This is a genomic window from Bradyrhizobium sp. CCBAU 51745 (assembly GCF_028128715.1).
In the GTDB taxonomy this organism is placed as follows: domain Bacteria; phylum Pseudomonadota; class Alphaproteobacteria; order Rhizobiales; family Xanthobacteraceae; genus Bradyrhizobium; species Bradyrhizobium manausense.
Genome location: NZ_LBJP01000085.1, coordinates 169783 through 193193 on the forward strand (window position 1 = coordinate 169783; position 23411 = coordinate 193193).

The following is a 23411-nucleotide window of genomic DNA, read 5'->3' on the forward strand; positions in this document are numbered from 1 at the left end:
GCGGCGCCCGCCCGCGCGTGCCTTCAGCGAACACGAGCCTCAAGGGATTCTTCCGATGTCCGATGTCAGCCAGCCCGTCGCCCATCCGCCCGTGACCGACTGGGTCAACGATTTCGACCACACCGATCCGCAATGGACGGACGATCCGTTTCCGATCTGGGAGGAGCTGCGCGCCGCGAGTCCGATCGTGCACACCGAGCGCTTCCTCGGTTGCTACATGCCGACGACCTACGAGGCGGTGCGCGCGATCGCCAACGACACCGAGCATTTCTCCTCGCGCCGAATCATCGTTCGCGACGTCCGGCCCGAGGTCGCGAGGAACGCGGCCCCGCCGATCACGTCGGACCCGCCTGTGCACAAGCCGGCCAAGCAATTGCTGCTGCCGCCCTTCACGCCGGATGCGATGAAGAAGCTGGAACCGCGGATGCGGGCGATCTGCAACGAGCTGATCGACGGGTTCATTGCCGACGGCAAGGTCGACGCCGCCGCGCGCTACAGCAAATACATCCCGGTGCGGGCCATCGCGCACATGCTCGGCATTCCCGAAAGCGACAGCGATCTCTTCATCAACTGGATTCACATGATCCTGGAGCTCGGCATCAGGGACGAGAGCAAGCTGCTCCAGGCCGTGCAGGAGATGAGCGACTATTTCAGGACGCATATCGAAGAGCGCCGGTCGAAGCCGACCGACGACCTGATCTCGTATCTGATGAATGCCCGGGATCGGGAAGGCCAGCCGCTGGAAGAGTCGCACGTGCTGGGTTCGCTGCGGCTGCTCCTGATCGCCGGCATCGACACGACCTGGAGCGCGATCGGCTCCTCACTGTGGCATCTCGCCCGGACGCCTGTAGATCGCGAGCGGCTGATCGCCGAGCCAGGTCTGATTCCCACCGCTGTGGAGGAGCTGCTGCGCGCCTATTCGCCTGTCACGATGGCCCGCGAGGTGGTCAAGGACACCACGGTCTCGGGCTGTCCGGTCAAGGCGGGCAACATGGTGCTGCTGTCCTTCCCGGCCGCCAACCGGGACCCAAAAATGTTTCCGGACGCCGACAAGGTCGTGATCGATCGCCGGGAGAACCGCCATGCCGCCTTCGGCCTCGGCATCCACCGCTGCGTCGGTTCCAATCTGGCGCGAATGGAGATGCAGGTTGCGCTCGAGGAATGGCTGAAGCGAATTCCGGACTTCGCCCTCGATCCCGCCGGCACCGTGACCTGGTCGCAGGGCACGGTGCGGGGACCTCGCCAGTTGCCATTTCTGCTGGGAAAGGCGATGTAGGCACCCAGACAATAGACTTCTGGGAGGCCGGACGTGACAGAGCAAGCAATCGAACCGGCCTCTGACCATTTCGACATCGCCGACGCCAAGCGGCGAATCAAGGCGATCTTCATCGGCTCCGTCGGCAATCTCGTCGAGTGGTACGACTTCTACGCCTATACGGCCTTCGCGCTGTATTTCGCCCCGGCCTTCTTTCCCGGCAACGATCCCGTGGTGCAGCAATTGAATGCCGCCGTGATCTTCGCGGCGACCTTCCTGATGCGCCCGCTGGGCGGCTGGTTCTTCGGCTACCTCGCCGACCATTACGGCCGGCGCATCTCGCTGACCCTGTCGGTTGTCTTCATGTGCTTCGGCTCGCTGATCATCGCGCTGACGCCGACCTATGCGACGATCGGCTTCGCCGCGCCTGTGATCCTGGCGCTCGCCCGGATCATCGAGGGCCTGAGCTTAGGCGGCGAATACGGCGCCAGCGCCACTTATTTGAGCGAGGTCGCCGATCCCAGGCGTCGCGGCTTCTATTCGAGCTTCCAGTACGTCACCCTGATCGGCGGCCAGCTGACCGCGATCATCGTGCTATTGCTCCTGCAAAAGGTCTTCCTGACGCCCGATGAGCTGAAGGCCTGGGGCTGGCGCATTCCGTTCGCGATCGGCGCGGCGCTCGCGATCGTTGCCGCGGTGATGCGGCGCAATCTGCACGAGACCGAGGCGTTCGAGGAGGCCAAGAGGGTGGTGAAGCCCTCAGGCTCGATCACCAATCTGCTGCGCTATCCGCGCGAGCTGCTGCTGGTGGTCGGCCTCACCGCCGGCGGCACCGCCGCCTTCTACACCTTCACCACCTACATGCAGACCTTCGTCAAGCTCTCGGTCGGGCTGACCGAGGACCAGACCACCTTCGTGATCTTCGGCACGCTGGTGTTCGCGACCATCCTCCAGCCGATCTACGGCGCGATCTCCGACAAGATCGGCCGCAAGCCGCTTTTGATCTTCTTCGGCGTCGCCGGCACCCTCGCGACCGTGCCGCTGCTGATGACGCTGAAGGAGACCAAATCGCCCTTCATGGCGTTCATCCTGATCAGCTGCGCCTGGCTGTTCGTCGCCGGCTACACCTCGATCAACGCGGTGGTGAAGGCCGAGCTGTTTCCAACCACTGTCCGCGCGCTCGGCGTCGGGCTACCCTATGCCATCACCGTCTCCATCTTCGGCGGCACGGCGCCGGCGATCGCACTCTATTTCAAGACCATCGGGCACGAGCAGTGGTTTTACTACTATCTCGCCGGCATCATCTTCCTGTCGCTGATCATCTATTCCACCATGCGCGACACCAAGCGCGAATCCGCGATGCATCGCCACGAGTAGCTGACTTCGAGTAAACCATGGCCGACGAAACGCCATCCAACAGCAAGCTGACCCGCACCAAGGAAAAATGGGCGCGCGAAGGCCGCTTCCTTACCGGCAAGGTCACGCGCCCTGAAGACCAGCGGTTGCCGCCCGGCCAGCATCTGACAAAGGACTGGCCGGTGCTCGATCTCGGTGTCGTGCCGCCGGTGTCGCGCGAGCGCTGGCGGCTGGACGTCTACGGCGCGATCGATAATCCCATATTCTGGACTTTTGCAGATTTCGCCGCGCAGAAGCAGGAGCAGTTCACCTCCGACATCCATTGCGTGACGACCTGGTCACGCTACGACAATCAGTGGGAAGGCCTGGCCACGCGCGAGCTGCTCGCGGTCTGCCAGCCGCGCGAGGATGCGCGCTTCGTCGTGTTGCATTCCTATGACGGCTACACCACCAACCTCGCGTTGGAAGACTTTGCCGCCGAGGATGCGCTGCTGGCCCATAGCTGGTCGGGCCAGCCGCTGTCGGAGGAGCATGGCGGCCCTGTCAGGCTCGTCGTGCCGCATCTGTATTTCTGGAAGAGCGCCAAATGGCTGCAAGCCATCGAATTCGTGACCGAGGATGCGCCGGGCTTTTGGGAAGTCCGCGGCTATCATAATCGCGGCGATCCCTGGGCCGAGCAGCGCTATTCAGGGGACTAGCCTCAAGCAAACAAGGGGGAGCCCATGCCGACCGAACGCTTCCAGTTCACCGGTGAAGGCGGTCATCAGCTCGCAGCGGCGCTCGAGTTGCCGGACGGCGAGCCCGCAGCCTACGCACTGTTCGCGCACTGCTTCACCTGCGGCAAGGACGCGCTCGCTGCAAAACGCATCTCGGTCGCGCTCGCCGCCAAGGGCATCGCGGTCCTGCGTTTCGACTTCACCGGCCTCGGCTCCAGCGAAGGCGATTTTGCCAATTCGACCTTCACCTCGAACGTCGCCGATCTCGTGCGCGCGGCCGATCATCTCCGCACGTCCCGCAAGGCCCCGTCGATCCTGATCGGCCATAGCCTGGGCGGCGCCGCGATCCTGGCGGCCGCCGGCAAGATTCCTGAGGCAAGAGCCGTCGTCACCATCGCAGCACCCTCCGACCCGGCTCATGTCACCGGCCTGTTCGGAGAACATGTGGATGCGATCCGCGCGCAGGGTGAAGTCGAGGTTTCGCTTGCCGGACGCCCGTTCCGGATCAAGCGCGAATTCCTCGACGACATCGTCGAGCACGAGCTGATGAAGGACATCACCGGCCTGCACAAGGCACTGCTGGTGATGCACTCGCCCGTTGACGACACCGTCGGCATCGACAATGCGACCAAGATCTTCGTTGCAGCCAGGCATCCCAAGAGCTTCGTCTCGCTCGACGACGCCGATCATCTGCTGACCAAGCCGGCCGATGCGCTCTATGCGGCCGACGTGATCGCCGCCTGGGCCAGCCGCTACATCGACACGGCAAAGACCGCAAAAGCGATCGATCTCCTCGATGAACCACGCAAGGTCGTGGTCCAGGAAACCCGCAAGAGCAAGTTCGACCAGCTCATCACCGTCGGGCCGCATCATCTCGTGGCGGACGAGCCGAAAGCGGCCGGCGGCGAGGATGCCGGCCCCGGCCCCTATGATTTCCTGCTGGCGGGCTTAGGCGCCTGCACCTCCATGACCATGCGCCTTTATGCTGACCGCAAATCGTTGCCGCTCGACCGCGTCACCGTCACGCTGAAGCACGCGAAAATCTACGCCAAGGACTGTGCGGAATGCGAGACGCGCGACGGCATGCTCGACCAGATCGAGCGCGAGATCGCGATGGACGGCGCGCTCGATGCCGAGCAGCGCAAGAAGCTGATGGAGATCGCCGACAAGTGCCCGGTGCACCGGACGCTGACCTCGGAGATCCGTATCGTGACCAAGGCCGTGGATTAGAAGCATGCCGCCATCGTTCGCACCGCCGCAGCTATCTCGCTCTCGCGCCAGGCCGCAAAGCCGAGCAGCAGGCCATGATCGCGCGGCTTGCCCAGCGCCAGGCTGGATAGTGCGCGCGCTTCAACGCCGGCGTCGACCAAGCGCTTCACCACCGCCTGATCGGCGCGCCCTCGTTTCAGGCGGGCGACCAGCTGGATGCCGCCCTGGGGCACCTCGACCGTCAGCGCCTCGCCGAGATGGCGTTGCAGCCCGTCGACGAGATGATCGCGCCTGAGATGGTACAGCCGGCGCATCCGGCGCAGATGTGCCAGGAAATGCCCGTCAGTGATGAACTCGGCGAGCGCCTCCTGGATGTGGCTGGATGCGATCAGGCCGATATGCCGCTGCGCAATCTCGAATGTGCTGACCAGCGCCGGAGGCACGACGAGATAGCCGAGCCGGATATCCGACGTCATCGCCTTCGAGAAGGTGCCGACATAGAACACGCGGCCATGGGCATCGAGCCCTTGCAGGGACGGCACCGGGCGGCTGTCATAGTGGAGTTCGCCATCGTAGTCGTCCTCGACGATCCAGGTCCTGCCGGGCCCTGCTTGATCCGAGAAACGCGGTGCGGCGGGCCAGCGACATCAGCCGCCCGGTCGGATGCTGATGCGACGGCGTCGTGAAGATGAGTTTTGGCGCGGCCATCCCAGGCATCTGCTGCATGCCCTGCTGATCCAGCCCGATGCCGGTGACGCGCGCGCCAGAGGCACGAAAGCCGGCCGCCGCGCCGGGATAGCCGGGATCTTCGACATAGACCTCATCGCCCGGCGTGATGAGCACGGCCGCAATCAAGGTCAGGGCGGCCTGCGCGCTCGGCAGGATCATGATCTGGTCCACGGCTGCGCGAACGCCCCTGCTGGCCGCGAGGTAATGCGCCAGCGCCTCGCGCAGCCGCGCGCGGTTGACCGGACCAGGCTCACGCTTGGCGGCACGCACGGCGCTGCGGCGCAGGCACCGCGCCCAGACCTCGTTCGGAAACTCTCTTGCATCGCCATGCCCCGGACGCAGCGGCTTGAGCGGCGCCTGATAGGACATCGGCCAGTCGGTCTGCTTGAGCTTTGAAGCCCAGGGTGAAAGCCGAGGCCTGGCGGACCGGGCCTTCGGTCCGGCAACGCCCATGCCTTCGATCCGCTCGCCGCCATCGACGGTCACCACAGGACGACGTCCACGCGATGCGGCGAGATATCCCTCGGCGGCAAGCTGCTCGAACGCATAGGTGACGGTGTTGCGTGAGACACCGAGATCGCCGGCGACCCTGCGGCTGGACGGCAGCGCGCAGCCCTTGGCGATGCGGCCGGCCGCGATCAGGCCGCGAAGCTGGCCCGTCAGTTGCGCCACCAGCCCCTGCTCGTCGGCGCGGTTCAGGACGATCAGGCCGGAGATCATGCTGTCCGAAACTGGCACTCTATTCCTTTCCAATCTGGCGCTTTTTCAGGTGCCAGTCCGGATGCTATCCACCGCACCGGACCGCTTCAAGGACCTTGCGATGAACTCTTCCTTGTCTCCCCGCGCCGCCGTCGGCCTGTTCCTGATAGTTGTGCTGGCCTGGGGCGTGAACTGGTCGATGACCAAGCAGATCGTGCAGTTCCTTCCGCCGCTGTGGACGTCGGCGATCCGGAGCTGGATCGCGCTGGCCGGCTTGTTCGTGATCCTTAAGGCGAGCGACAATCTGGTGATCCCGGAGCGGCGCGACATCCCTGTCATCCTCAGCGTGGCGCTGCTGCACATGACGATATTCTCTGTCCTGGTCGCGGCCGGTGTGCGCTTCCTGCCCGCGAGCAAGGCGATCGTGCTCGGCTACACCACGCCGCTGTGGGTCGCGATATCAGCCCCCATGCTCGGCAAGGATACGCTGACCGCACCCAAGCTTGCCGGCGCCTTGTTCGGCCTGGTCGGCCTTGCCGTCATCCTGAATCCCAACTCGATCGACTGGAGCAATCGCAACGTCCTGCTCGGCGCCGGCATGGTGATCCTCGCCGCGATCTCCTGGGCCGCGAACATCATCTATCTCCGGGCGCATCGCTGGATCGGCTCTCCGCTCCAGCTCCTGATCTGGCAGCTGCTGGTTGCGACCATCGTGCTCACGGCATTGGCCGTCATCACCGATGGCCTGCCGCACGCGGCATGGTCATGGAAGCTGGTGCTGCTGCTCCTGTATTCCGGCCTGGTCGGGACGGCGCTGGCCTATTGGGCGATGTCGATGGTCAACAGGAGCATCTCGGCGCTGACGACGGCGCTCGGCACCACGGGGACGCCGCTCGTCGGCATCGCCAGCGCGGCGATCCTGCTGGGCGAGCCGATCGACATCAGCCTCGTCATCGCAGCCGCGCTGATCGTGACCGGCATCGGCCTTGCGACCTTGGGCGATCGGATGTTGCGCCGTCAGGCGACTGCGAGCGGCTGAACGCGCAGGGCTCCGCGCAGGCCCGCCGCCGTGCCGAGCACGATGCCGGCGACTGCGATGAACGAGCCGACCGCAAGCGTCGAGATGCCGGTGAGCCCCTGCCCGATCGAGCAGCCGAACGCCATCACGCCGCCGATCCCCATCAGCGCGGCGCCGGTGCCTGAGCGCAGCATGTGACGCGGCGAGGAATAGCCTTCGAGCTTGAAGCGACCGGTGGCGAGCGAGGTGAGCAGGCTGCCCGCGAAGACCCCGCCCACGGTCGCAATTCCGAAGTTCGGCGTTAGCCCGGTCGAGAGCATCGCATATTGCAGACTATCGGCGATCGGCGCGACGAAGGTGAGCGAAGTCACCGGCACCGGATTGAACTCGTCCGCACCGAGATAGCCGGTGACATACCAGCCGCCGGCAACGAGAAGGCCCACGATGACGCCCGCCGCGACCTGGCCCGGCGAGCGGCGAAACGGTGGATGAGCGAAGGCAAACAGGATCAGCGCAACGACGATCACAGCCGCGGCCAGCGCGCGCGCAACCAATTCAGTGACACCGACCGTCGCGAGCACCGATGGCAGCGAATTCATGGTGACGGTGATCTGCGAGGCCTGGACCAGCGCAATGCGCGCCGGCGCAATCAGGCCCTTGAGCGTCATCTGCGCGGCGACGGCGAGCACGATCACGACGACGAAGGAGCGGAGATTGCCGCGGCCGAGCAGCACCAGCGCGCGCGAACCACAGCCGTTCGACAGTACCATGCCGTAGCCGAACAGCAGGCCGCCAAGGAACAGCACCGGCACCGAAAAGGTGGGTTGCAGATAGATCGACTTGCCGAGATCGACCATGCCGCTGCCGGCGAGGAGCTGGCTCGCAACAATCGCAACCGCGATCGCCAGCGCGTAAGTTCGCACCAGCCGCCCATCCCCCTCCGCCAGCCATCCGCGCATGCTGCTCATCAGGCAGAAGCCGCTGAGCAGGCCGACGGAGCCGTAGACAAGGCCGATAACGAGGCCGGCGAGGATGACGAGTTGGGTGGATACCATCGATAGCTCTCAGACCTCTCGCCATTTTCCGTCATTGCGAGCCACCGGGTCCGCGCAAAGCGCGGCCCGATGACAGGCTCCGCGAAGCGATCCAGACTGTCTCCGCGGAAAGACTCCGGATTGCTTCGCCGCGCTCGCAATGACGAGCTTCATGGCCGCAGGATGACCCTATCGCGCGACGAGCCGGCCACGGCGACATAGGCCTCCTTCGCACGCTGCAGCGGATAGATCGCACTCGCCTTGATCGGGAACGGCTTCAAACGCCCACTCGCAAAGCCCGATTCCAGGTCGCGCAGCACCGCGCCTGTCGCAGCCGACGACAGGCCGAGCGTGTCGATGCCGACATAGGTGTGCTGGCCGCGATAGAATTCCAGAATGTTGAACTGCACGATGCGGTCGATCGCGGCGATCAGGATCTGGCGACCGCGCAGGCCGAGCGACTTGTGCGCGGCCTGGAAATAGGGATCGCCGACCGTGTTGAAGACGATGTCGGCGCCCTTGCCGCCGGTCAGCTCGCGCACGCGCGTGGCGACATCGGTTGTGGAAGCGTCGATCACCTCGATCGGCGCATTGCTGTGGCCCTCATAGGCCTCCGCCTTGCGCACCACGCCGATGACGCGCGCACCCTGCCAGGTCGCGATCTGCACCGCTGATTGCCCGACCTTGCCGTTGACGCCGAACACCAGCACGGTCTCGCCCGGTTTCGGAACACCGGCGCGGCGAAAGCCTTCCATCGCGGTGACGAAGGGCACGCCGATGCCGGCGGCCTCCTCCCATGACACCGTGTTCGGCTTCTCCACCACGGCATCGGCTTCGACGACGAGATGGCTCGCATGCGTGCCGTCGCGGCGGATGCCGAGATCGCCGGAGGAGCCGAACACCTCATTGCCGACCGTGCCGGCCGGACCATCGATCACCACGCCGGCGTAGTCGCGGCCCGGCGTGCGCGGGAACACGGCGTAAGGCATCAGTCCGGTCGCAGCCTTGACGTCGGATGGATTGACGGCGGCGGCCTTCACCTCGATCAGCAGATCGTTCGGGCCACGCGCGAGCGTGCGACGCTCGACATCGGGGGCAAGCGCAGCAGCGTTTTCGGCCTTGCTATTGAGGCGAACGCAGCGTGCTTCGATGGTCATGGTATCGGCTGGCGACATGGGAAAGGCCCGCGATTTCTCGCGGGCCTTGTCGCCTCTGGGGGCGGTCAAGTCAATCCGTCAACTCAGTCCTTGATCAATCCTTGCTCAATCCTTGGGCCGCTTGTCGTAGAGCCGCTTGGCCTTGCCGAGCGAGCGCTCAAGCGTGGCCGGCGCGACCACCTGGACCCTGGAGCTGACACCGATCGTGTTCTTGATGTGGGTCGAGATCCGGTCGGCATGGTCGACGAGGCCGCGGCCATCCCAGCTCTCGGGCCGGGCCTCGGCGATGATGGTCAGCTCGTCCATGCGGCCTTCGCGGGTCAGCTCCAGGATGAAGTGGCCGCCGCACCAATCGGTCGCGAGCAGCACCTCCTCGATCTGGGTCGGGAACAAATTGACGCCGCGCAGGATGATCATGTCGTCGGAGCGGCCCGTCACCTTCTCCATGCGCCGCATGCCCGGCCGCGCGGTGCCCGGCAGCAGCCGGGTCAGGTCGCGGGTGCGATAGCGGATCACGGGGAACGCTTCCTTGGTCAGCGAGGTGAACACCAGCTCCCCCTTCTCGCCATCAGGCAGCACCGCGCCGGTCTCGGGGTCGATCACTTCGGGGTAGAAATGGTCTTCCCAGATGTGCAACCCGTCCTTGGTCTCGATGCACTCCTGCGCAACACCGGGGCCGATCACCTCGGAGAGGCCGTAGATGTCGGTCGCGTCCATATCGAAGGCGTCCTCGATCTCGCCGCGCATCGCATTGGTCCAGGGCTCGGCGCCGAAGATGCCGATCTTGAGCGAGCATTGGCGCGGATCGAGCTTCTGCCGCTTGAACTCGTCGAGGATCGCCAGCATGTAGCTCGGCGTCACCGTGATGATGTCGGGCCTGAAATCATTGATGAGCTGCACCTGCCGCTCGGTCATGCCACCGGAGATCGGAACCACCGTGCAGCCGAGCTTCTCGGCACCGTAATGCACACCGAGCCCGCCGGTGAACAGGCCATAGCCATAGGCATTGTGGATGATCATGCCGGTGCGGCCGCCGGCGGCGCGGATCGAGCGCGCCATGACGTCCGACCAGGTGTCGATGTCGCGCTGGGTATAACCGACCACGATCGGTTTGCCCGTCGTGCCCGAAGAGGCATGCACGCGCACCAGCTTTTCGCGCGGCACCGCAAACATGTTGAAGGGATAATTGTCGCGGAGGTCCGTCTTCACCGTGAACGGAAATTTCGCGAGATCGGACAGCTCGCGAAAGTCCGAGGGACGCACGCCGGCCTTGTCGAAGGCCTTGCGATAATGCGCGACATTGTCATAGGCGTGCTTCAGCGACCAGGCCAGCCGCTGCGTCTGCAGTGCCATGATCTCATCGCGTGAGGCGCGCTCATGCGCGTCCATCTCGGCCTTATGGACGTGGCCGCCTTCCTTCAGCTTCGTCGAAGCCATTCTCGTTTCCCCACATATATGTTCTTCTCTTTATTGATCTTGCCTCGGCAGCCACGTGCCCGGAACGACACGCGAATGCCCACGGAATTCGGCAATGACGGTCTCGCCTGATGTGACGCGCACATCATAGATGCCGGAGCGGCCGCCGCGGCTCACCTCGCGCGCCGTCGCAACGAGGCGGTCGCCGAGCCTGCCGGGCTTGAGAAAGGTGATCTGCCCCTGCGCCGCGACGACGCGCTCATTGTGCGAGTTGCAGGCAAAGGCGAAGGCGGAATCGGCGAGCGTGAAGATGAAGCCGCCATGGGCGATGCGCTGGCCGTTGACCATGTCCGGACGCACAATCATGGCCAGCGTCGCGAAGCCGGGGCCGATCTCGACGATCTCCATGCCGAGGCCCTTGGAGGCGTCGTCCTCGGCCCACATCGCATCGGCACAGGCGCGGGCGACATCCTCAGGCGACAGGGCGGCTTTGACGTTCACGCGCTTCTCCCGGTGAAATGCTTGCTCATGATGTTCTGCCTGATGGCCAAGACTGTCAAACGTGGTCGTAGTCGACCACGACCAGTTCCGACGATGGCTTGGCCTGGCAGGTGAGAACAAACCCGGCCTTGAGCTCCCAGGGCTCCAGCGAATAATTGATGTCCATGGGCGCCTCGCCCTCAACCAGCTTGGCGCGGCAGGTCGAGCACATGCCGCCCTTGCAGGCAAAGGGCAGATCCACGCCGGCGCGCAGCGCGGCATCGAGGATGGCCTCGTCCTCGGCGACCGGCACGTCGCGGCGCTTGCCGTCGATGATCAGCGATGCGATCGCCTTCGGCGGCGCATCTGAAACAACAACTTTCCTCGGCCGCGGCTTGCCGCCGAACTCCGAGACGAAACGCTCGACATGGATGCGCTCCTCCGCAATGCCGAGATCGCGGCATGTCGCCTCGATCTCCTCGCTCATGCCCAGGGGACCGCAGATAAAGACGTGGTCGACACTGTCGGCTGGCACCAGCGAGCGCAGCAGCACCCGCACCTTGCCGCCGTCGAGCCGGCCATGCAGAATCGGGATATCCTGCTCCTCACCGGAGATGACATGGAAGATCGAGAGGCGATCGATGAAACGGTCCTTCAGCTCCTCGAGCGCTTCCAGGAACATGATGTTGTCGGTCGTGCGGTTGCCGTAGAACAGGAAGAAGCGGCTGTCCGGCTCACGCGCCAGCACGCCCTTGACGATCGACAGGATCGGCGTGATGCCGGAGCCCGCGGCAAAGCCGACATGGATGCGCCCGGTCTCGGCCGGAGGGATCACACCAAAGCGCCCGGTCGGCGTCATCACGTCGAGCTCATCGCCGCGTTTCAGCTCCTCCGCGGCCCAGCTCGAAAACGCGCCGCCGTCCACCTTCTTCACGGCAATGCGGATCTCGCCGTCGTCAGGGCCGGAGCAGATCGAATAGGAGCGGCGCACCTGCTCGCCGTCCAGCGTGGTGCGCAGCGTGAGATACTGGCCGGGGCTGAAAGCATAGTCGTCGGCGAGCTCGCGCGGGATGGCGAAGGTCATCGAAACGGCGTCCGACGCCTCGCGGCGGAGGTCGTTGACGGCCAGGCGGTGAAAGCGCGGTGCGGCGGCGGACATGGTCAATGACACTTGAAATAATCGAAGGGTTCGCGGCAGGCCTTGCAGCGCCAGAGCGCTTTGCAGGAGGTCGAGCCGAATTCGGACAGCAGCTCGGTCTTCTCAGAGCCGCATTGCGGGCACGCGACGGCTTGCTCGCCGAACAGCGCGCGGCGTGAGCTTGAGGCTTGCGGTGGCGCGATGCCGTAGGCACGCAGCTTGCGGCGCCCCTCCTCGCTCATCCAGTCCGTGGTCCAGGCCGGCGACAGCACCGTGCGCACCGTCGGACGATGGAAGCCGGCGCGCTCCAGCGCGATCTCGATTTCCAGCGCGATCATGTTCATGGCCGGGCAACCCGAATAGGTCGGGGTGATCGCGACCTCGACATGATCGCCATCGAGAGAGACATCGCGCAGCACGCCGAGATCGGCAATCGTCAACACCGGAATTTCGGGATCGACCACGCTCGCCGCAGCGTCCCAGGCGCGCTGACGCAATTCACGGTCACGCTCGAGCACCATCACCATGTCTGCCCCGGGAAGGTTCGCTGCATCGATTGCAGCTCGGACAGGAGGTGGCCGAGATGCTCGCTGTGCCGGCCGGAGCGGCCGCCCTGCTGCATCCAGTCGTTCTGCGGCAGTATAAGCGTTGCCTCGCTGACGACGTCGGACAGCGTCGTCAGCCAGTGGCCGCGCAGGGTGCCGGGATCGATCGCGGTTCCGGCGTGGATCAGCGCGCGTTCGCCGTCGTCGACGGCGAACATCTCGCCGGTGAAGGCCCAGAGGTGATCGATCGCGGCTTGCGCGCGTGCGTGACTTTCGTCCGTGCCATCGCCGAGCCGGACGATCCATTCGGAGGCGTGGCGCAGATGATAGGCGCTTTCCTTTTCCGACTTCGCGGCGACAGCCGCGAGCGTCGCATCGCGCGAAGCCATCATCGCGCGCCAATAGATATCGGCGAAGGCGGAATAGAAGAACTGCCGCACCAGGGTCTGGGCGAAGTCGCCGTTGGGCTGCTCGACCAGCAGCAGATTGCGGTACTGCCTGACGTCGCGCAGATAGGCGAGCTTGTCCTCGTCGTTATCCCCGCCCTCGACCTTGGCGGCATAGGTGTAGAGCTCGCGTGCCTGACCGATCAGGTCGAGCGCGATGTTGGAGAGCGCCATGTCCTCTTCCAGCATCGGCGCATGCCCGCACCATTCCGACAGCCGGTGGCCGAGGATCAGCGCATCGTCGGCGCGCCGCAGCGCGTAGAGCACCAACGGAGTTTCGGAGACCTGGATGTTGGCGGAAGACATCACATCACCCCCATCACATGTGCCCCACTTCCTCGGGCACCTCGTAGAAGGTCGGATGCCGGTAGATCTTCGATTCCGCCGGCTCGAACATCATGCCCTTCTCGGCGGGGTCGCTCGCGGTGATCGCGGTCGACGGCACGACCCAGATCGACAGGCCCTCGCCGCGGCGGGTGTAGATATCTCGGGCGGCTTGCAGCGCCATGGTGGCGTCGCTCGCATGCAGCGAGCCGACATGCTTGTGCGCGAGCCCGTTGCGGCTGCGAATGAAGACTTCCCACAGCGGCGTGTTCGGCGTGGCCATCCTGATCTCCCTATTCCGCGGCTTGCGCGGTCTGACGCTGCGCGCGCTTGGCGGCAAAGGCGGCAGCCGCTTCGCGCACCCAGGCGCCCTCATCATGTGCCTTGCGGCGCGCGGCCATGCGGTCGCGGTTGCACGGGCCGTTGCCGGCGAGCACCTGCTTGAACTCGGTCCAGTCGATCTCGCTGTAGCGCCAGTGACCTTCGGCGTCCTGGGTCATGCCGGGATCGGGAATGGTGAGGCCGAGATATTGCGCCTGCGGCACGGTGGCATCGACGAATTTCTGGCGCAGCTCGTCGTTGGAGAAGCGCTTGATCTTCCACTTCGTCGAAGTGTCGCTGTGCTGGCTCGTCGCATCGGGCGGACCGAACATCATCAGCACCGGCCACCACCAGCGGTTCAGTGCATCCTGCGCCATCGCCTTCTGCTCGTCCGAGCCGCGGCACAGCGTCAGCATGATCTCGTAGCCCTGGCGCTGGTGGAACGACTCCTCCTTGCAGACGCGGATCATCGCGCGGGCATAGGGTCCGTAGGAGCAGCGGCACAGCGGAATCTGGTTCATGATCGCGGCGCCGTCGACCAGCCAGCCGATGGTGCCGATGTCGGCCCAGGTCAGCGTCGGATAATTGAAGATCGAGGAATATTTTGCTTTCCCCGCGAGCATGGCGTCGACCAGCTCCTCGCGCGAGGAGCCGAGCGTCTCGGCAGCGGCATAAAGATAGAGCCCGTGACCGCACTCGTCCTGCACCTTGGCCAGCAGCGCGGCCTTGCGGCGCAAGGTCGGCGCGCGCGTGATCCAGTTGCCTTCGGGCAGCATGCCGACGATTTCCGAATGGGCGTGCTGGGAGATCTGGCGGGTCAGCGTCTTGCGGTAGGCCGCCGGCATCCAGTCATTCGGCTCGATGCGCTCCTCGGCATCGATGCGGGCCTGGAACTGCGCAGCCTTGGCCGCATCCTCAAGACCGCGATCGTCGGTCTCGGCCGTGTTCAGCGCCTGGGTATACATGCGCAGTCCTCCCAATTTGTTGGAGGCAACATATAACAAAAATTACGTCATGCAAGATATTTCTGTAACATAAAAAAGGAGCCTAGCCTTTCTTCTCTTCTCCCCTCGTGGGAAGACGGGCCGGGCTCCAGTGCCCTATGCGGCCTCGCCTCGTGGCCCTCCGAAGCCCGCCGGTGTCTGTGTCGTGGCCTGGCTGATGCCGCGCGAGCGTCAATGATTGGTCAACAACTACTGCTCGGGCACGTAGCTCTCCGCAACCGAAAATAGGCTCGGAAGACTGCGATACCACGTCGCGAGCCAAGCTATGCTCACCAACAGAGCAATGCCGACAACGCTGACAAGGATCTGGGCGACGATGCCGTCGCTGACCTGCACGAGGATCCAGTAAGCGGCAAAGGAAAGGAATACGCCGAAGCAGAATACAGGCAGCGAGCGCTGACCACACAGGATCACTGGCCGCAGCCGTTTGGAACTGAGCCAGTGCGCGTCCGGTGGAAGGAAATGCAGCAACACGATCAGTGTGGCCACGAAATGCGTGAGACGCAGCGGGTCGAGGTTGGTTTTGTCGATTGGATAAATTGCACGACTTAAAGCCTCTGGCACAAATCCTTCCAAACTTGGCACATGCCATGTCATGACGATCAGAAACGCGAATATGAGCAATGCCACCGCGACAACAGTGACCGAGCGAGACAATGCTGTGGACCTTATCCTTGGCCCGCTACCAAAACCGCACCAGATCCCGAATACAAACAAGAACTGCCATGCGAACGGGTTGAAGTACCATTTGCCTCCTGGGAACGAGGGTAAATTCCAATCGAGATGCCGAGCAACAAAATAAACCATCGCAGAGGCGAGCAGGGTCAAGTTCGGTCGCCGCAGCAGGCACCACAACAGTGCTGGCGCAGCGAGAACCAGCACGATGTAGAGAGGAAGGACATCGAGGTTGACTGGCTTATACCTTAGCATAAGGGCCTGGCCGATCATGATATCGGGACGATTGAGAAATTGCGCCACATTGAACACGTCCTTGTACATCGGGTTGTCAAAGCGAGCCGCGGTGCGCGCGACTTGCGCGACAAAAAACAAGAACAGGAAGATGTGCGCGACATACAGCTGCGACGCTCGCGTCCAAAGCCGCTTCGCTGCGGCTAAGAGCAGCCCGTTCCTGACGGCTGGTCCATACGCAAACCCGATCGAATAGCCCGAGGCATAGACGAAGAATTCTGCAGCGTCGCTGAAGCCGAAGTTGCGAAGGGTGAACCAATTGCAGAAGTTATTTGGGATATGGTCGAGGAAGATGATCCACTGTCCGATGCCGCGGATGAAGTCGAGCCGTAGGTCGCGTTCAGGTGGCTGTAAGAGAAGCGTCATGCGCGGCCCTGCGCTACTTGCACCCATGTCCTGAGCCCTCCGCAGAACTGTTTCAGGCTGTCGCGTGAGGCCGCCGCTTAAGTTGATCTAGCTCAAAGCCGCTGTCGAAAAGGAAGATCCGTTGATGGCCGATGTGGGATTTCGCGTCACCTCGCGTTCACACCGCTATCGAGGGCATAAGCGGACTTCGTTCAAATGTGGGCCGGGCGGGACCAAAGTTGGGTTGTATCGCCTTCGGGCTTCGAGCGAGGCTGGGACCAAGGCTTCCGACATGTAAGGGTTTTATTCCTAGGAATATATCCACAGGAAACTGTCGCTCTCTTCGAATTGGCGCAGGGGGCAGCTTGATCTAGCGCAAGGAACGAACTTCGGAGCGTCCCACGTTGGTGTCGTGAATTAGCAAACCCCTTGGAGACAGCAATGAAGCACGCACGTTCCACTCTCGTGCTGACCGCCCTTCTCTCGACGCTGCTGACAACAACAACTTATGCGGCATCGAAGCATCAGCCACAGATAACCCAAGCCCACTACGACGCGATGGAAAAGTGCGTCTCCCAAACACTCGAGGCACTGCCCGGAACCCCGTCACAGGGAAACGGCCTCTCGGATCGGCGGAGGGCGATGTACATGGAATGCGCAAGAAAGGCTGGCTTTAGGCCTTGAGTTTCTTTGAAACTGAGAATTGTCTGGGACAGTCCGACAATTGTCGACGGCTTGGGGATTTGGGGCGATCAGGCCGCGCTGCAAATCCTCCGGTAGTCAACGGCTGATCGATCATCCGGCACAGTTGGCGCTGCAATACGCAGCTCGCGCGGCTTCAGCTACCGAACCTCCGCTCCAACAGCTTTCGCGCCGACGGCAATGGCCCCTTCTCATTGCTTCCATGGCCGTCAAGCCATTGTTCGGACGGGACAAGCAGCGCGCGATAGATCTCGCCGCAGAGCGCGCGGGCCGCCCTGCCCGGCCAGTCCGCCGGCAGCAGGCTTTCGGGCAGCAGCGGATCGCGCAGCACGACGCGGCGGTAATAGTGGATCAGGAGGATGCGCGCGGTGAAGGCGTCGGCCTCGGACAAATCCGTGCCGCGCGCGAGCGCGGCGCGCAGCGGCTCAAAGGTCTTCATGAATTTCAGATAGGCGTCGGCGGTGCGCTCCAGCGGCCAGCTCGCGCTGAGCAGGCGACGGCCGCTGTCATCCTCCGCCGACACCTCGAGGCGGATCGCGCCCGCGGCCTCGTCAGGCACCGGCACCCCTGATGGCGCGACCCACACGCCCGGCAACGGACTGCCGAAGCCGGCATTTCGCAGCGCCTCGCGCGAGGCGTCGCGGTCTTCACCGTTGCCGATCAGCAGCAGCTCGAAGCGGCCGGTCCAGTCCGACGGCGGCGGATCGTAGATGTGGCGCGTCGCAGCCTCGAACGTCTCGCGTCCCTTCTCGGCGAGACGATAAAAACTGTTGCGACCGACCTTCTCGCGCGTCAGCCAGCCATCGGCGGCAAGGCGCGACATCGCCGTGCGCACCACGCTGCCATCGATGTCGAGACCCTCGAAGAACGCCAGCAGCGTGCCGAGCCACACCGAACCGCCGCGCGGCACAATGGCATCGCCAAACATGGTGATGACGATGGAGCCCGTGCGCGACGGCTCACGCTTGAGCTGGTCGATGATACGAGAAAGCGGATGCGCCATGCGGCAGGCTTAGCGCGTTTGGTGCGGGCGCGACAATGGATGGGAGCGACGCCTGCCTCTTCTGCCTCTCCCCTGCGCGCACGCCTCGTCCTTCGAGACGACCGCTTCGCGGTCTCCTCAGGATGAGGCTGAGCAGGCATCGGCACCCGCTAAACAGCTGCCACACACCCAGGCCTCATCCTGAGGGCCCGCCAGAGGCGGGCGTCTCGAAGGATGCGCCACGGGGGAGCCGCTCTCAAATGCGATTGCCCTGCAACGTGCGGGGAGAGGCGAAGAACTACCTGTCCGGATCGGGATAGGCCAGGCTGCGCCAGCCGCTGCGATCGAAGGGGCGCCATTGGCCTTCCTTCTGCGCGAGGCGGTCGGCCACCGCATAGACGACGGCGGGATGGTGACCCATGCCGCAATGGCTGCTCTCGACCTCGATGCTCTCGGTCTGCGCGCCCGTCTTCTCCATGCAGCCCTGCCAGGCGCAGACGCCATCGGTGCGGCTGAAGATGGCGGTGGTCGGGACCGGCGGCGGCGCAGCGAGGTCGCCGCCGAAGCGCGGGTCGACCTCGTCGGCGCGGCGGCCGCTGGCCCATTCATAGACGCGCCAGGCATTGGTCGATCGAGGATTGCCGGCGAAGGGGCTGCCGAGCGTAATCACCTGGCGCACACGATCGGGCATCATCTTGGCGAGCTGGCGCGCATAGAGGCCGCCAAGGCTCCAGCCGACCAGGCTGATCTTGCGACCGTGGGTGTCGTTGAGCTCCTCGACCAGATCGACCATCGCATGCTGCACGCCCGGCCGCAGGCCGTAGTTACGGCCCTGGCGCCAGCCGCTGACGGCGTAGCCCTTGCTGGTGAGAAAGGTGCGCAGCGCGCGCGTGGAGACATCGGAGGCGACGAGGCCCGGCAGCACCAGCACCGGATGGCCGTCGCCGCGCGGCGCAAGGCTCAGCAGCGGCAACGCGCCGAGGAACGCGCCGAACTCGTGGATCGCGCGCCCTTCCAGAAACATCAGAGTACGGGACGGCGGACGCAGCGTCTGGGCGGTAGCGGTCATCAATGGATCCCCTTGGGAAGAATTCCTGAACAGCCCGCCGGCCGCGATATCGGCAACGGGCACGAATTCCAATACGCCGGCTTCTTGATCGTTCCGCAGCGCAACATGAATCAGCTAGGCGGCCGGTTCCCGATATTCAAGCGGGAGAGACACGGGGCCACAATAGGCCCGCGCGTTAATGCTGTCAGGCGTGACGCAAAAGTCACAACAATCGGAGCAGGAATTCGCCCGTGTAGAGCGCAAGTCCCGCGAGCCCGCCGATCAGCGAGCCGTTGAAGCGGATGTATTGCAGGTCGCGGCCGATGTTGATTTCGATCAGCGAAATCAGCTGCGCCATGTCCCACGCCTTGACCTGGTCGGAGATGAAGGTCGAGACGCCGCTCTTCTGGTCGGCGACGAAGCTGCGCAGCACTGTGACCAGGCCCTGGTTGATCTCGCCGCGCAGCTCGGCATCGCCGGCGAGCGCTTCGCCCGCCGCGACGAACATGCCGGCGAGATGATGCTGCAGCACCTGGGTCTCGCCGGATGCGCTGCGCTCGATGAAGGAGCGCGTGTTGGCCCAGACGGTGCGGGCGAGATCGGCAAGCTCGGGCCGCGCCAGGAAATCGCGCTTCAAGCCGTCGATGCGGTCGATATAGGCCCGGTCGGTGCCGAGCCGGTCGACGAAGCTGAGCACCATGCGGTCGAACTCGCCGCGGAACGGATGCCTGGGATCGCTGCGCACCTCGTTGAAGAACGCGGTGGCGGACGAGACGATCTTGTTCACGAGAAACTTGTCGGCGCGATAGAGCTTGAGCAGGGTCGGCAATTCCGCGCGCACCTTCTCGCGGATCATCGCCATCGTTTCCTTCTGGTTCAGCGTCTCGTGCATCACGCGCAGGAGATCGTCGAACAGGATCTGGTGCCGCCCCTCCGCGACGAAGCCGCGCAGCGTGCCGGCCGCGAGCGGTGCGAGGTCGATCGCCTGGATTTGTGTCGACATGCGGCGAATGATGAAGGTCATCAGGCCGGAGCTTTCGGTCGCGGACACCGCCTCCGGCAGCAGCCGCAGCGCAAAGCGCGCGAGGTCATCGCTGCGCTTGCGGTCGCGCAGCCAGTCGGCGACGAAGGAGCCGAAATCGATCTCCTTCAGCTTGGCCTCGACGGGACCGGCCTCGAGGAAATGGACCTGGATGAACTCGCCGAGCTTGTCGGCGATACGGGCCTGGTTGCTCTGGATGATGGCCGTGTGCGGAATCGGCAGGCCCAGCGGCCGCTTGAACAGCGCCACCACGGCATACCAGTCGGCGAGGCCGCCGATGGTCGCGGCCTCCGCAAAAGCGGCGACGAAGCCGAACACGGGATGCACCGGCAGCAGCCATTTTGCGACGATGAACAGAGCAAGCGTCGAGGCCAGCACCAACGTCGCCAGCGCTTTCACGCGGCGAAGCTCCGCGGCGCGTTCGGCGTCGCCAGGGGTGTCGAATGAGAAAGTGGCGGGGCGAGTCATTGTGAATTGGAGACTACGTCATTCCGGGACGATGCGAAGCATCGAACCTCAGGTACGCAATTGCGCACCTGAGAATCTCGAAATTCCGGGTTCGCCCTTCGGGCGCCCCGGAATGACGGGGGATGATGACGGCAGCGCAAACAAAAGGCCCGCCGAAGCGGGCCTCAAAACACAGTTTCAACTCAACGCAACAAACTCAACCACACAATCAGGCGGTCTTGTAAACCTTGGCGAAGTTATCCTGAGCGGACTTCGCACCGTTGGCGGCGAGCTTGCCGAGATAGTCGGCGGTCGCCTTGGTGCGCGAGACGAACGCTTCGCCGCGGGCGCGGAGCAGGCTCGACTGGATCTCGACGGCTTCGCTGAACGACTTGGCGGACGCGAGCTTGTCGATACCCGAGAAGAACGCCTCGGCGTCCTCGTAGATCGCCTGCTGGATGTTGCGGCTGATCTTGCCGGCTTCAGTGACGGACTCGGTCACCGCGTTCTCGACGGCGGCGGTCACGCGCTCGGAGCCAGCGAACACCTCGGCAGCACGGTCCTTGGCGGTGTTGGCGGTCTTCTTGACGAATTCGCGGGCAGCCTCGGGAACTTCCAGGTTCTGGATGTTCTTGAAAGCGTCTTTGAAGCCCTCGAAAGCGCTGTTGGTTTCGGTGGTCATGGGGGTTCTCTCCATCCTCATTAGGTTGAGCTATGGGCTCACCCCGTCCTCGATGGCCCGGGGCACTGGATATATGGCATTGTTAATTGTGCGACGCAATATTCATGGTGCAATGCGGCATCACGAATTCGTGATCAGCCTTATCTGGAGGCATTCTGATGCCTCCCTGCCCCCGCCGCCTACTGTGCATGGGGTTGTTTTGCGGTTTTTGGCCGGCGGGGTGGCGCTTTTAGTGCTGGACGGCACTTCTTAGTGCTGGACGGCACTTCTTAGTGCTGGACGGCGCCTGGCAGCCCATAGGCCTCCATCTGGGCCTGGACCTGCGCGATGTTGTGGCCGAGCACAACGATATCGTGGGTCTTGCCGTCGACGTCCCGGACATGGTCCCGGAGCAACGCCTCAGCCTTGAAGCCGAGGCTTTCGAACAGCGCGATCGCGGCCTGCTGGTCGACCGTCATCTGGACCGAGAGCTTCTCCAGCCCCGCCCCGAGCGCGAGCGCGAAGGTCTCCTGCGACAGCGCCTTCCCGACCCCCTTCCCGCGCACGTCCTGCGAGACCACCATGCGGATCTCGCCGACATGGGGCGACCAGGAATGCGGGTCGCGCACCAGGGTGCCGCAGCCGACGACCGTGCCACCCCTGACCGCGAGCAGGCTCTGAATGGCGCCGCGCTCGATCTCCTTGACCCAGGCCGACAGCACCTTCGGCTCGCTGATGTTGCGCGGCAGGAACAGCAGGTCATGGGTCGGCAGGCCTTTGCCGAAGGCAAGCACGGCGGCTTCATCGGCGGCCGACATCAGGCGGATCTCGATATCGCCGGCGTCGGTCTTGACGTGGCGCGGATAGGTACGCTGCTCACTCATGTCGATCGTGTCCCCAGCCAGGAATCCAGTTTCGGCCATAGCCGCTTGATGGCATTGGCGCCGGCGACCAGCGAGACGTGACCGCCTTTCAGCATCACCTCTTCCTTGTCCGCCGAGCCGATCTTCGCGATCAGATGTTTGGCCGCGTCATAGGGCACGATGTGATCGTGCTCGGCGACCGCGTGCAGGATCGGCACCTTGATGTTCGCGAGCTTTGCCGGGCGGCCGCCCACCGACATGGTGTCGTTGTAGAGCTTGTTGTCCCACATCAGGTCCTTGGTGATGGTGCGAAAATATTCACCGGCCAGCGGCAGCGTGTCGGTCGCCCAGCGGTCGAACATCCGGTACGACTTCACGAACTCGTCGTTCCAGATGTTTTCCCAGAGCTGGATCTGGCTCGCCGCGCGCGAGGCCGGACGCAGCATCTCGAACGACGACAGGATCATCTCCGGCGGCACGTTGCCGACGCTGTCGACGAGGCGGTCGACGTCGAAATAGCGGCGGTCGGAGAAATTGGAGAACAGCTTCATCTCGCGGAAGTCGATCGGCGTGGTGAAGCAGATCAAATTCTTCATCGGCCCGTCCGGAAAGATCGAGCCGTACAGCAGCGACAACACGCCGCCGAAGCAATAGCCGATGACAGAGACGTCCTGCTCGCCGGAATCGGCCTGCACGCGGCGGACGCAATCGGGTATGAAGTCGAGGACATAATCCTCCATCCGCAGGCTTCGCTCCTCCGGCCGCGGCGCGCTCCAGTCCAGCATGTAGACGTCGTAGCCGCGCTTCAACAGGAACTCGATGAAACTCTGGCCAGGCACGAGGTCGAGGATGTAACCGCGATTGGTGGTTGCCATCACGATCAGCACCGGCACGCGGTAGATCTCGTCCGACATCGGCCGGTAGTGATAGAGGCTCATCGTGCCGCGCGAATGCAGCACGTCCTTCGGGGTCGATCCCAGCGTCGGACCCGAGGTCGAGAAATATTCGACGCCCTTGATGCTGCGCTGGATGGCGCGCTGCACCTCGGCCTGGATGCGCTCCGGGATGCTAGCGAAATCAAGTCCCGTCGGCGCGTTCATTTCGGCCCTCCGCCTTCGGATGGCGGACGTTTGGTACGCGGCGGCCGCAGTGCGGCATCGACCGGCGATCCGCCCGACGCCGCCGACATCTGGCTGAGCATCGACTTGATCTCGCCGATCTGACTCTCGATGGCTTGCAGCCGCTCGGCGATGCCGGTCATCTGCTCGCGGCTCGGCAGGTTCATCGAGAGAAGATATTTCTCCATGAGATCGCCGAACTGCTTCTGAGCGCCCGCAGCAGCACCGCCGGCCCGATTCATGGCCTGCGAGAATTCAGGCGTCTCCATCGCCTTGGTGGCGAAGGAGTTGAAGCCCTTCTCCATCTCGCCGACCATCTTCTGCCACAGGGCGACAGGGTCGGTGATCTTGTCGGTCATCGGCGTCCTCCAGGTCACGAGGGCTTCT

General features: G+C 64.0%; 22 protein-coding genes and 1 pseudogene. 5 read left to right on the top strand and 18 right to left on the bottom strand.

Going from position 1 to position 23411, the window contains the following annotated elements:
• The first annotated feature begins 55 nt into the window (after positions 1 to 55).
• From XH98_RS26435 to XH98_RS26450, 4 genes are read left to right on the top strand one after another with little or no spacing between them, the layout of a single operon-like run.
• Positions 56 to 1276: a cytochrome P450 gene (locus XH98_RS26435; RefSeq protein WP_271620374.1), complete on the top strand. Its 1221-nt coding sequence runs from the start codon at positions 56 to 58 to the stop codon at positions 1274 to 1276.
• Between the two features lie 33 nt (positions 1277 to 1309).
• Positions 1310 to 2632, top strand: a complete 1323-nt coding sequence (locus XH98_RS26440; RefSeq protein ID WP_271620375.1) for an MFS transporter — start codon at positions 1310 to 1312, stop codon at positions 2630 to 2632.
• 17 nt (positions 2633 to 2649) lie between these two features.
• Positions 2650 to 3309 carry a sulfite oxidase-like oxidoreductase gene (locus XH98_RS26445; protein ID WP_271620376.1) on the top strand — a complete coding sequence of 220 codons (660 nt, stop codon included), beginning with the start codon at positions 2650 to 2652 and terminating at the stop codon, positions 3307 to 3309.
• Positions 3310 to 3333: 24 nt separating this feature from the next.
• Positions 3334 to 4557 (top strand): bifunctional alpha/beta hydrolase/OsmC family protein, encoded by a 1224-nt coding sequence (locus tag XH98_RS26450; protein WP_271620377.1) that lies wholly within the window; start codon positions 3334 to 3336, stop codon positions 4555 to 4557.
• Here XH98_RS26450 and pdxR read toward each other — a convergent pair.
• Positions 4554 to 5985, bottom strand: a pseudogene (pdxR, locus tag XH98_RS26455) (MocR-like pyridoxine biosynthesis transcription factor PdxR). The gene XH98_RS26450 and the pseudogene pdxR sit on opposite strands and share 4 nt — an antisense overlap.
• 100 nt (positions 5986 to 6085) lie before the next feature.
• Between pdxR and XH98_RS26460 the strand changes: the two are divergent.
• Positions 6086 to 7003 (top strand): DMT family transporter, encoded by a 918-nt coding sequence (locus XH98_RS26460; RefSeq protein WP_271620378.1) that lies wholly within the window; start codon positions 6086 to 6088, stop codon positions 7001 to 7003.
• On the opposite strand, the gene XH98_RS26465 is transcribed toward XH98_RS26460, so the two are convergent.
• From XH98_RS26465 to XH98_RS26545, 17 genes are all read right to left on the bottom strand, one after another.
• Positions 6982 to 8037 (bottom strand): YeeE/YedE family protein, encoded by a 1056-nt coding sequence (locus XH98_RS26465; protein WP_271620379.1) that lies wholly within the window; start codon positions 8035 to 8037, stop codon positions 6982 to 6984. The genes XH98_RS26460 and XH98_RS26465 overlap by 22 nt on opposite strands.
• A 149-nt stretch (positions 8038 to 8186) precedes the next feature.
• Positions 8187 to 9191 carry a quinone oxidoreductase family protein gene (locus XH98_RS26470; protein ID WP_271620380.1) on the bottom strand — a complete coding sequence of 335 codons (1005 nt, stop codon included), beginning with the start codon at positions 9189 to 9191 and terminating at the stop codon, positions 8187 to 8189.
• A gap of 87 nt (positions 9192 to 9278) precedes the next feature.
• Complete coding sequence (paaK, locus tag XH98_RS26475; RefSeq protein WP_271620381.1) at positions 9279 to 10610, bottom strand: phenylacetate--CoA ligase PaaK; 1332 nt, start codon at positions 10608 to 10610, stop codon at positions 9279 to 9281.
• Positions 10611 to 10640: 30 nt separating this feature from the next.
• The gene (paaI, locus tag XH98_RS26480; protein ID WP_271620382.1) at positions 10641 to 11090 is read right to left on the bottom strand and encodes a hydroxyphenylacetyl-CoA thioesterase PaaI; all 450 of its coding nucleotides are present in this window, start codon (positions 11088 to 11090) and stop codon (positions 10641 to 10643) included.
• Between the two features lie 55 nt (positions 11091 to 11145).
• Positions 11146 to 12228, bottom strand: coding sequence for a 1,2-phenylacetyl-CoA epoxidase subunit PaaE (gene paaE, locus XH98_RS26485; protein WP_271620383.1), 1083 nt, complete (start codon positions 12226 to 12228; stop codon positions 11146 to 11148).
• Between the two features lie 2 nt (positions 12229 to 12230).
• Entirely contained in the window at positions 12231 to 12734 is a 504-nt protein-coding gene (paaD, locus tag XH98_RS26490) for a 1,2-phenylacetyl-CoA epoxidase subunit PaaD (protein WP_271620384.1), read from the bottom strand.
• Positions 12728 to 13504 (bottom strand): 1,2-phenylacetyl-CoA epoxidase subunit PaaC, encoded by a 777-nt coding sequence (paaC, locus tag XH98_RS26495; RefSeq protein WP_271620385.1) that lies wholly within the window; start codon positions 13502 to 13504, stop codon positions 12728 to 12730. The genes paaD and paaC overlap by 7 nt, the downstream gene beginning before the upstream one ends.
• Before the next feature lie 13 nt (positions 13505 to 13517).
• On the bottom strand, positions 13518 to 13805 hold the full coding sequence (paaB, locus tag XH98_RS26500) for a 1,2-phenylacetyl-CoA epoxidase subunit PaaB (RefSeq protein WP_008136594.1): 288 nt from the start codon (positions 13803 to 13805) through the stop codon (positions 13518 to 13520).
• 10 nt (positions 13806 to 13815) lie between these two features.
• Positions 13816 to 14808 carry a 1,2-phenylacetyl-CoA epoxidase subunit PaaA gene (gene paaA / locus XH98_RS26505; RefSeq protein WP_271620386.1) on the bottom strand — a complete coding sequence of 331 codons (993 nt, stop codon included), beginning with the start codon at positions 14806 to 14808 and terminating at the stop codon, positions 13816 to 13818.
• A 228-nt stretch (positions 14809 to 15036) separates the two neighbouring features.
• The gene (locus tag XH98_RS26510; RefSeq protein WP_271601865.1) at positions 15037 to 16209 is read right to left on the bottom strand and encodes an OpgC domain-containing protein; all 1173 of its coding nucleotides are present in this window, start codon (positions 16207 to 16209) and stop codon (positions 15037 to 15039) included.
• A gap of 790 nt (positions 16210 to 16999) precedes the next feature.
• Positions 17000 to 17866: a phenylacetic acid degradation operon negative regulatory protein PaaX gene (gene paaX, locus XH98_RS26515; RefSeq protein ID WP_271601864.1), complete on the bottom strand. Its 867-nt coding sequence runs from the start codon at positions 17864 to 17866 to the stop codon at positions 17000 to 17002.
• Between the two features lie 277 nt (positions 17867 to 18143).
• Positions 18144 to 18914, bottom strand: coding sequence for an esterase/lipase family protein (locus XH98_RS26520; protein WP_271620387.1), 771 nt, complete (start codon positions 18912 to 18914; stop codon positions 18144 to 18146).
• Between the two features lie 202 nt (positions 18915 to 19116).
• On the bottom strand, positions 19117 to 20403 hold the full coding sequence (locus XH98_RS26525; protein ID WP_271601862.1) for a DUF445 domain-containing protein: 1287 nt from the start codon (positions 20401 to 20403) through the stop codon (positions 19117 to 19119).
• A gap of 208 nt (positions 20404 to 20611) precedes the next feature.
• Positions 20612 to 21064, bottom strand: coding sequence for a phasin (locus XH98_RS26530; protein ID WP_271620388.1), 453 nt, complete (start codon positions 21062 to 21064; stop codon positions 20612 to 20614).
• Between the two features lie 269 nt (positions 21065 to 21333).
• Positions 21334 to 21927: a GNAT family N-acetyltransferase gene (locus tag XH98_RS26535; RefSeq protein ID WP_057753211.1), complete on the bottom strand. Its 594-nt coding sequence runs from the start codon at positions 21925 to 21927 to the stop codon at positions 21334 to 21336.
• A complete protein-coding gene (locus tag XH98_RS26540; protein ID WP_271601859.1) occupies positions 21924 to 23006 on the bottom strand; it encodes a PHA/PHB synthase family protein in 1083 nt (360 codons plus the stop codon). Before XH98_RS26540 ends, XH98_RS26535 begins: the two co-directional genes overlap by 4 nt.
• The gene (locus tag XH98_RS26545; protein ID WP_271620389.1) at positions 23003 to 23383 is read right to left on the bottom strand and encodes a hypothetical protein; all 381 of its coding nucleotides are present in this window, start codon (positions 23381 to 23383) and stop codon (positions 23003 to 23005) included. The genes XH98_RS26540 and XH98_RS26545 overlap by 4 nt, the downstream gene beginning before the upstream one ends.
• Between the last annotated feature and the right edge of the window lie 28 nt (positions 23384 to 23411).

Coding starts and splice junctions, on each gene's coding strand:
- paaB (WP_008136594.1), bottom strand. CDS start 13,805: ATGGCCACGCCGAACACGCCGCTGTGGGAAGTCTTCATTCGCAGCCGC.
- XH98_RS26470 (WP_271620380.1), bottom strand. CDS start 9,191: ATGTCGCCAGCCGATACCATGACCATCGAAGCACGCTGCGTTCGCCTC.
- XH98_RS26510 (WP_271601865.1), bottom strand. CDS start 16,209: ATGGGTGCAAGTAGCGCAGGGCCGCGCATGACGCTTCTCTTACAGCCA.
- XH98_RS26435 (WP_271620374.1), top strand. CDS start 56: ATGTCCGATGTCAGCCAGCCCGTCGCCCATCCGCCCGTGACCGACTGG.
- paaK (WP_271620381.1), bottom strand. CDS start 10,610: ATGGCTTCGACGAAGCTGAAGGAAGGCGGCCACGTCCATAAGGCCGAG.
- XH98_RS26460 (WP_271620378.1), top strand. CDS start 6,086: ATGAACTCTTCCTTGTCTCCCCGCGCCGCCGTCGGCCTGTTCCTGATA.
- paaD (WP_271620384.1), bottom strand. CDS start 12,734: ATGGTGATGGTGCTCGAGCGTGACCGTGAATTGCGTCAGCGCGCCTGG.
- XH98_RS26465 (WP_271620379.1), bottom strand. CDS start 8,037: ATGGTATCCACCCAACTCGTCATCCTCGCCGGCCTCGTTATCGGCCTT.
- XH98_RS26545 (WP_271620389.1), bottom strand. CDS start 23,383: ATGACCGACAAGATCACCGACCCTGTCGCCCTGTGGCAGAAGATGGTC.
- paaX (WP_271601864.1), bottom strand. CDS start 17,866: ATGGCGCATCCGCTTTCTCGTATCATCGACCAGCTCAAGCGTGAGCCG.
- XH98_RS26535 (WP_057753211.1), bottom strand. CDS start 21,927: ATGAGTGAGCAGCGTACCTATCCGCGCCACGTCAAGACCGACGCCGGC.
- paaA (WP_271620386.1), bottom strand. CDS start 14,808: ATGTATACCCAGGCGCTGAACACGGCCGAGACCGACGATCGCGGTCTT.
- XH98_RS26520 (WP_271620387.1), bottom strand. CDS start 18,914: ATGACCGCTACCGCCCAGACGCTGCGTCCGCCGTCCCGTACTCTGATG.
- XH98_RS26445 (WP_271620376.1), top strand. CDS start 2,650: ATGGCCGACGAAACGCCATCCAACAGCAAGCTGACCCGCACCAAGGAA.
- paaE (WP_271620383.1), bottom strand. CDS start 12,228: ATGTCCGCCGCCGCACCGCGCTTTCACCGCCTGGCCGTCAACGACCTC.
- XH98_RS26525 (WP_271601862.1), bottom strand. CDS start 20,403: ATGACTCGCCCCGCCACTTTCTCATTCGACACCCCTGGCGACGCCGAA.
- XH98_RS26530 (WP_271620388.1), bottom strand. CDS start 21,064: ATGACCACCGAAACCAACAGCGCTTTCGAGGGCTTCAAAGACGCTTTC.
- XH98_RS26540 (WP_271601859.1), bottom strand. CDS start 23,006: ATGAACGCGCCGACGGGACTTGATTTCGCTAGCATCCCGGAGCGCATC.
- XH98_RS26450 (WP_271620377.1), top strand. CDS start 3,334: ATGCCGACCGAACGCTTCCAGTTCACCGGTGAAGGCGGTCATCAGCTC.
- paaC (WP_271620385.1), bottom strand. CDS start 13,504: ATGTCTTCCGCCAACATCCAGGTCTCCGAAACTCCGTTGGTGCTCTAC.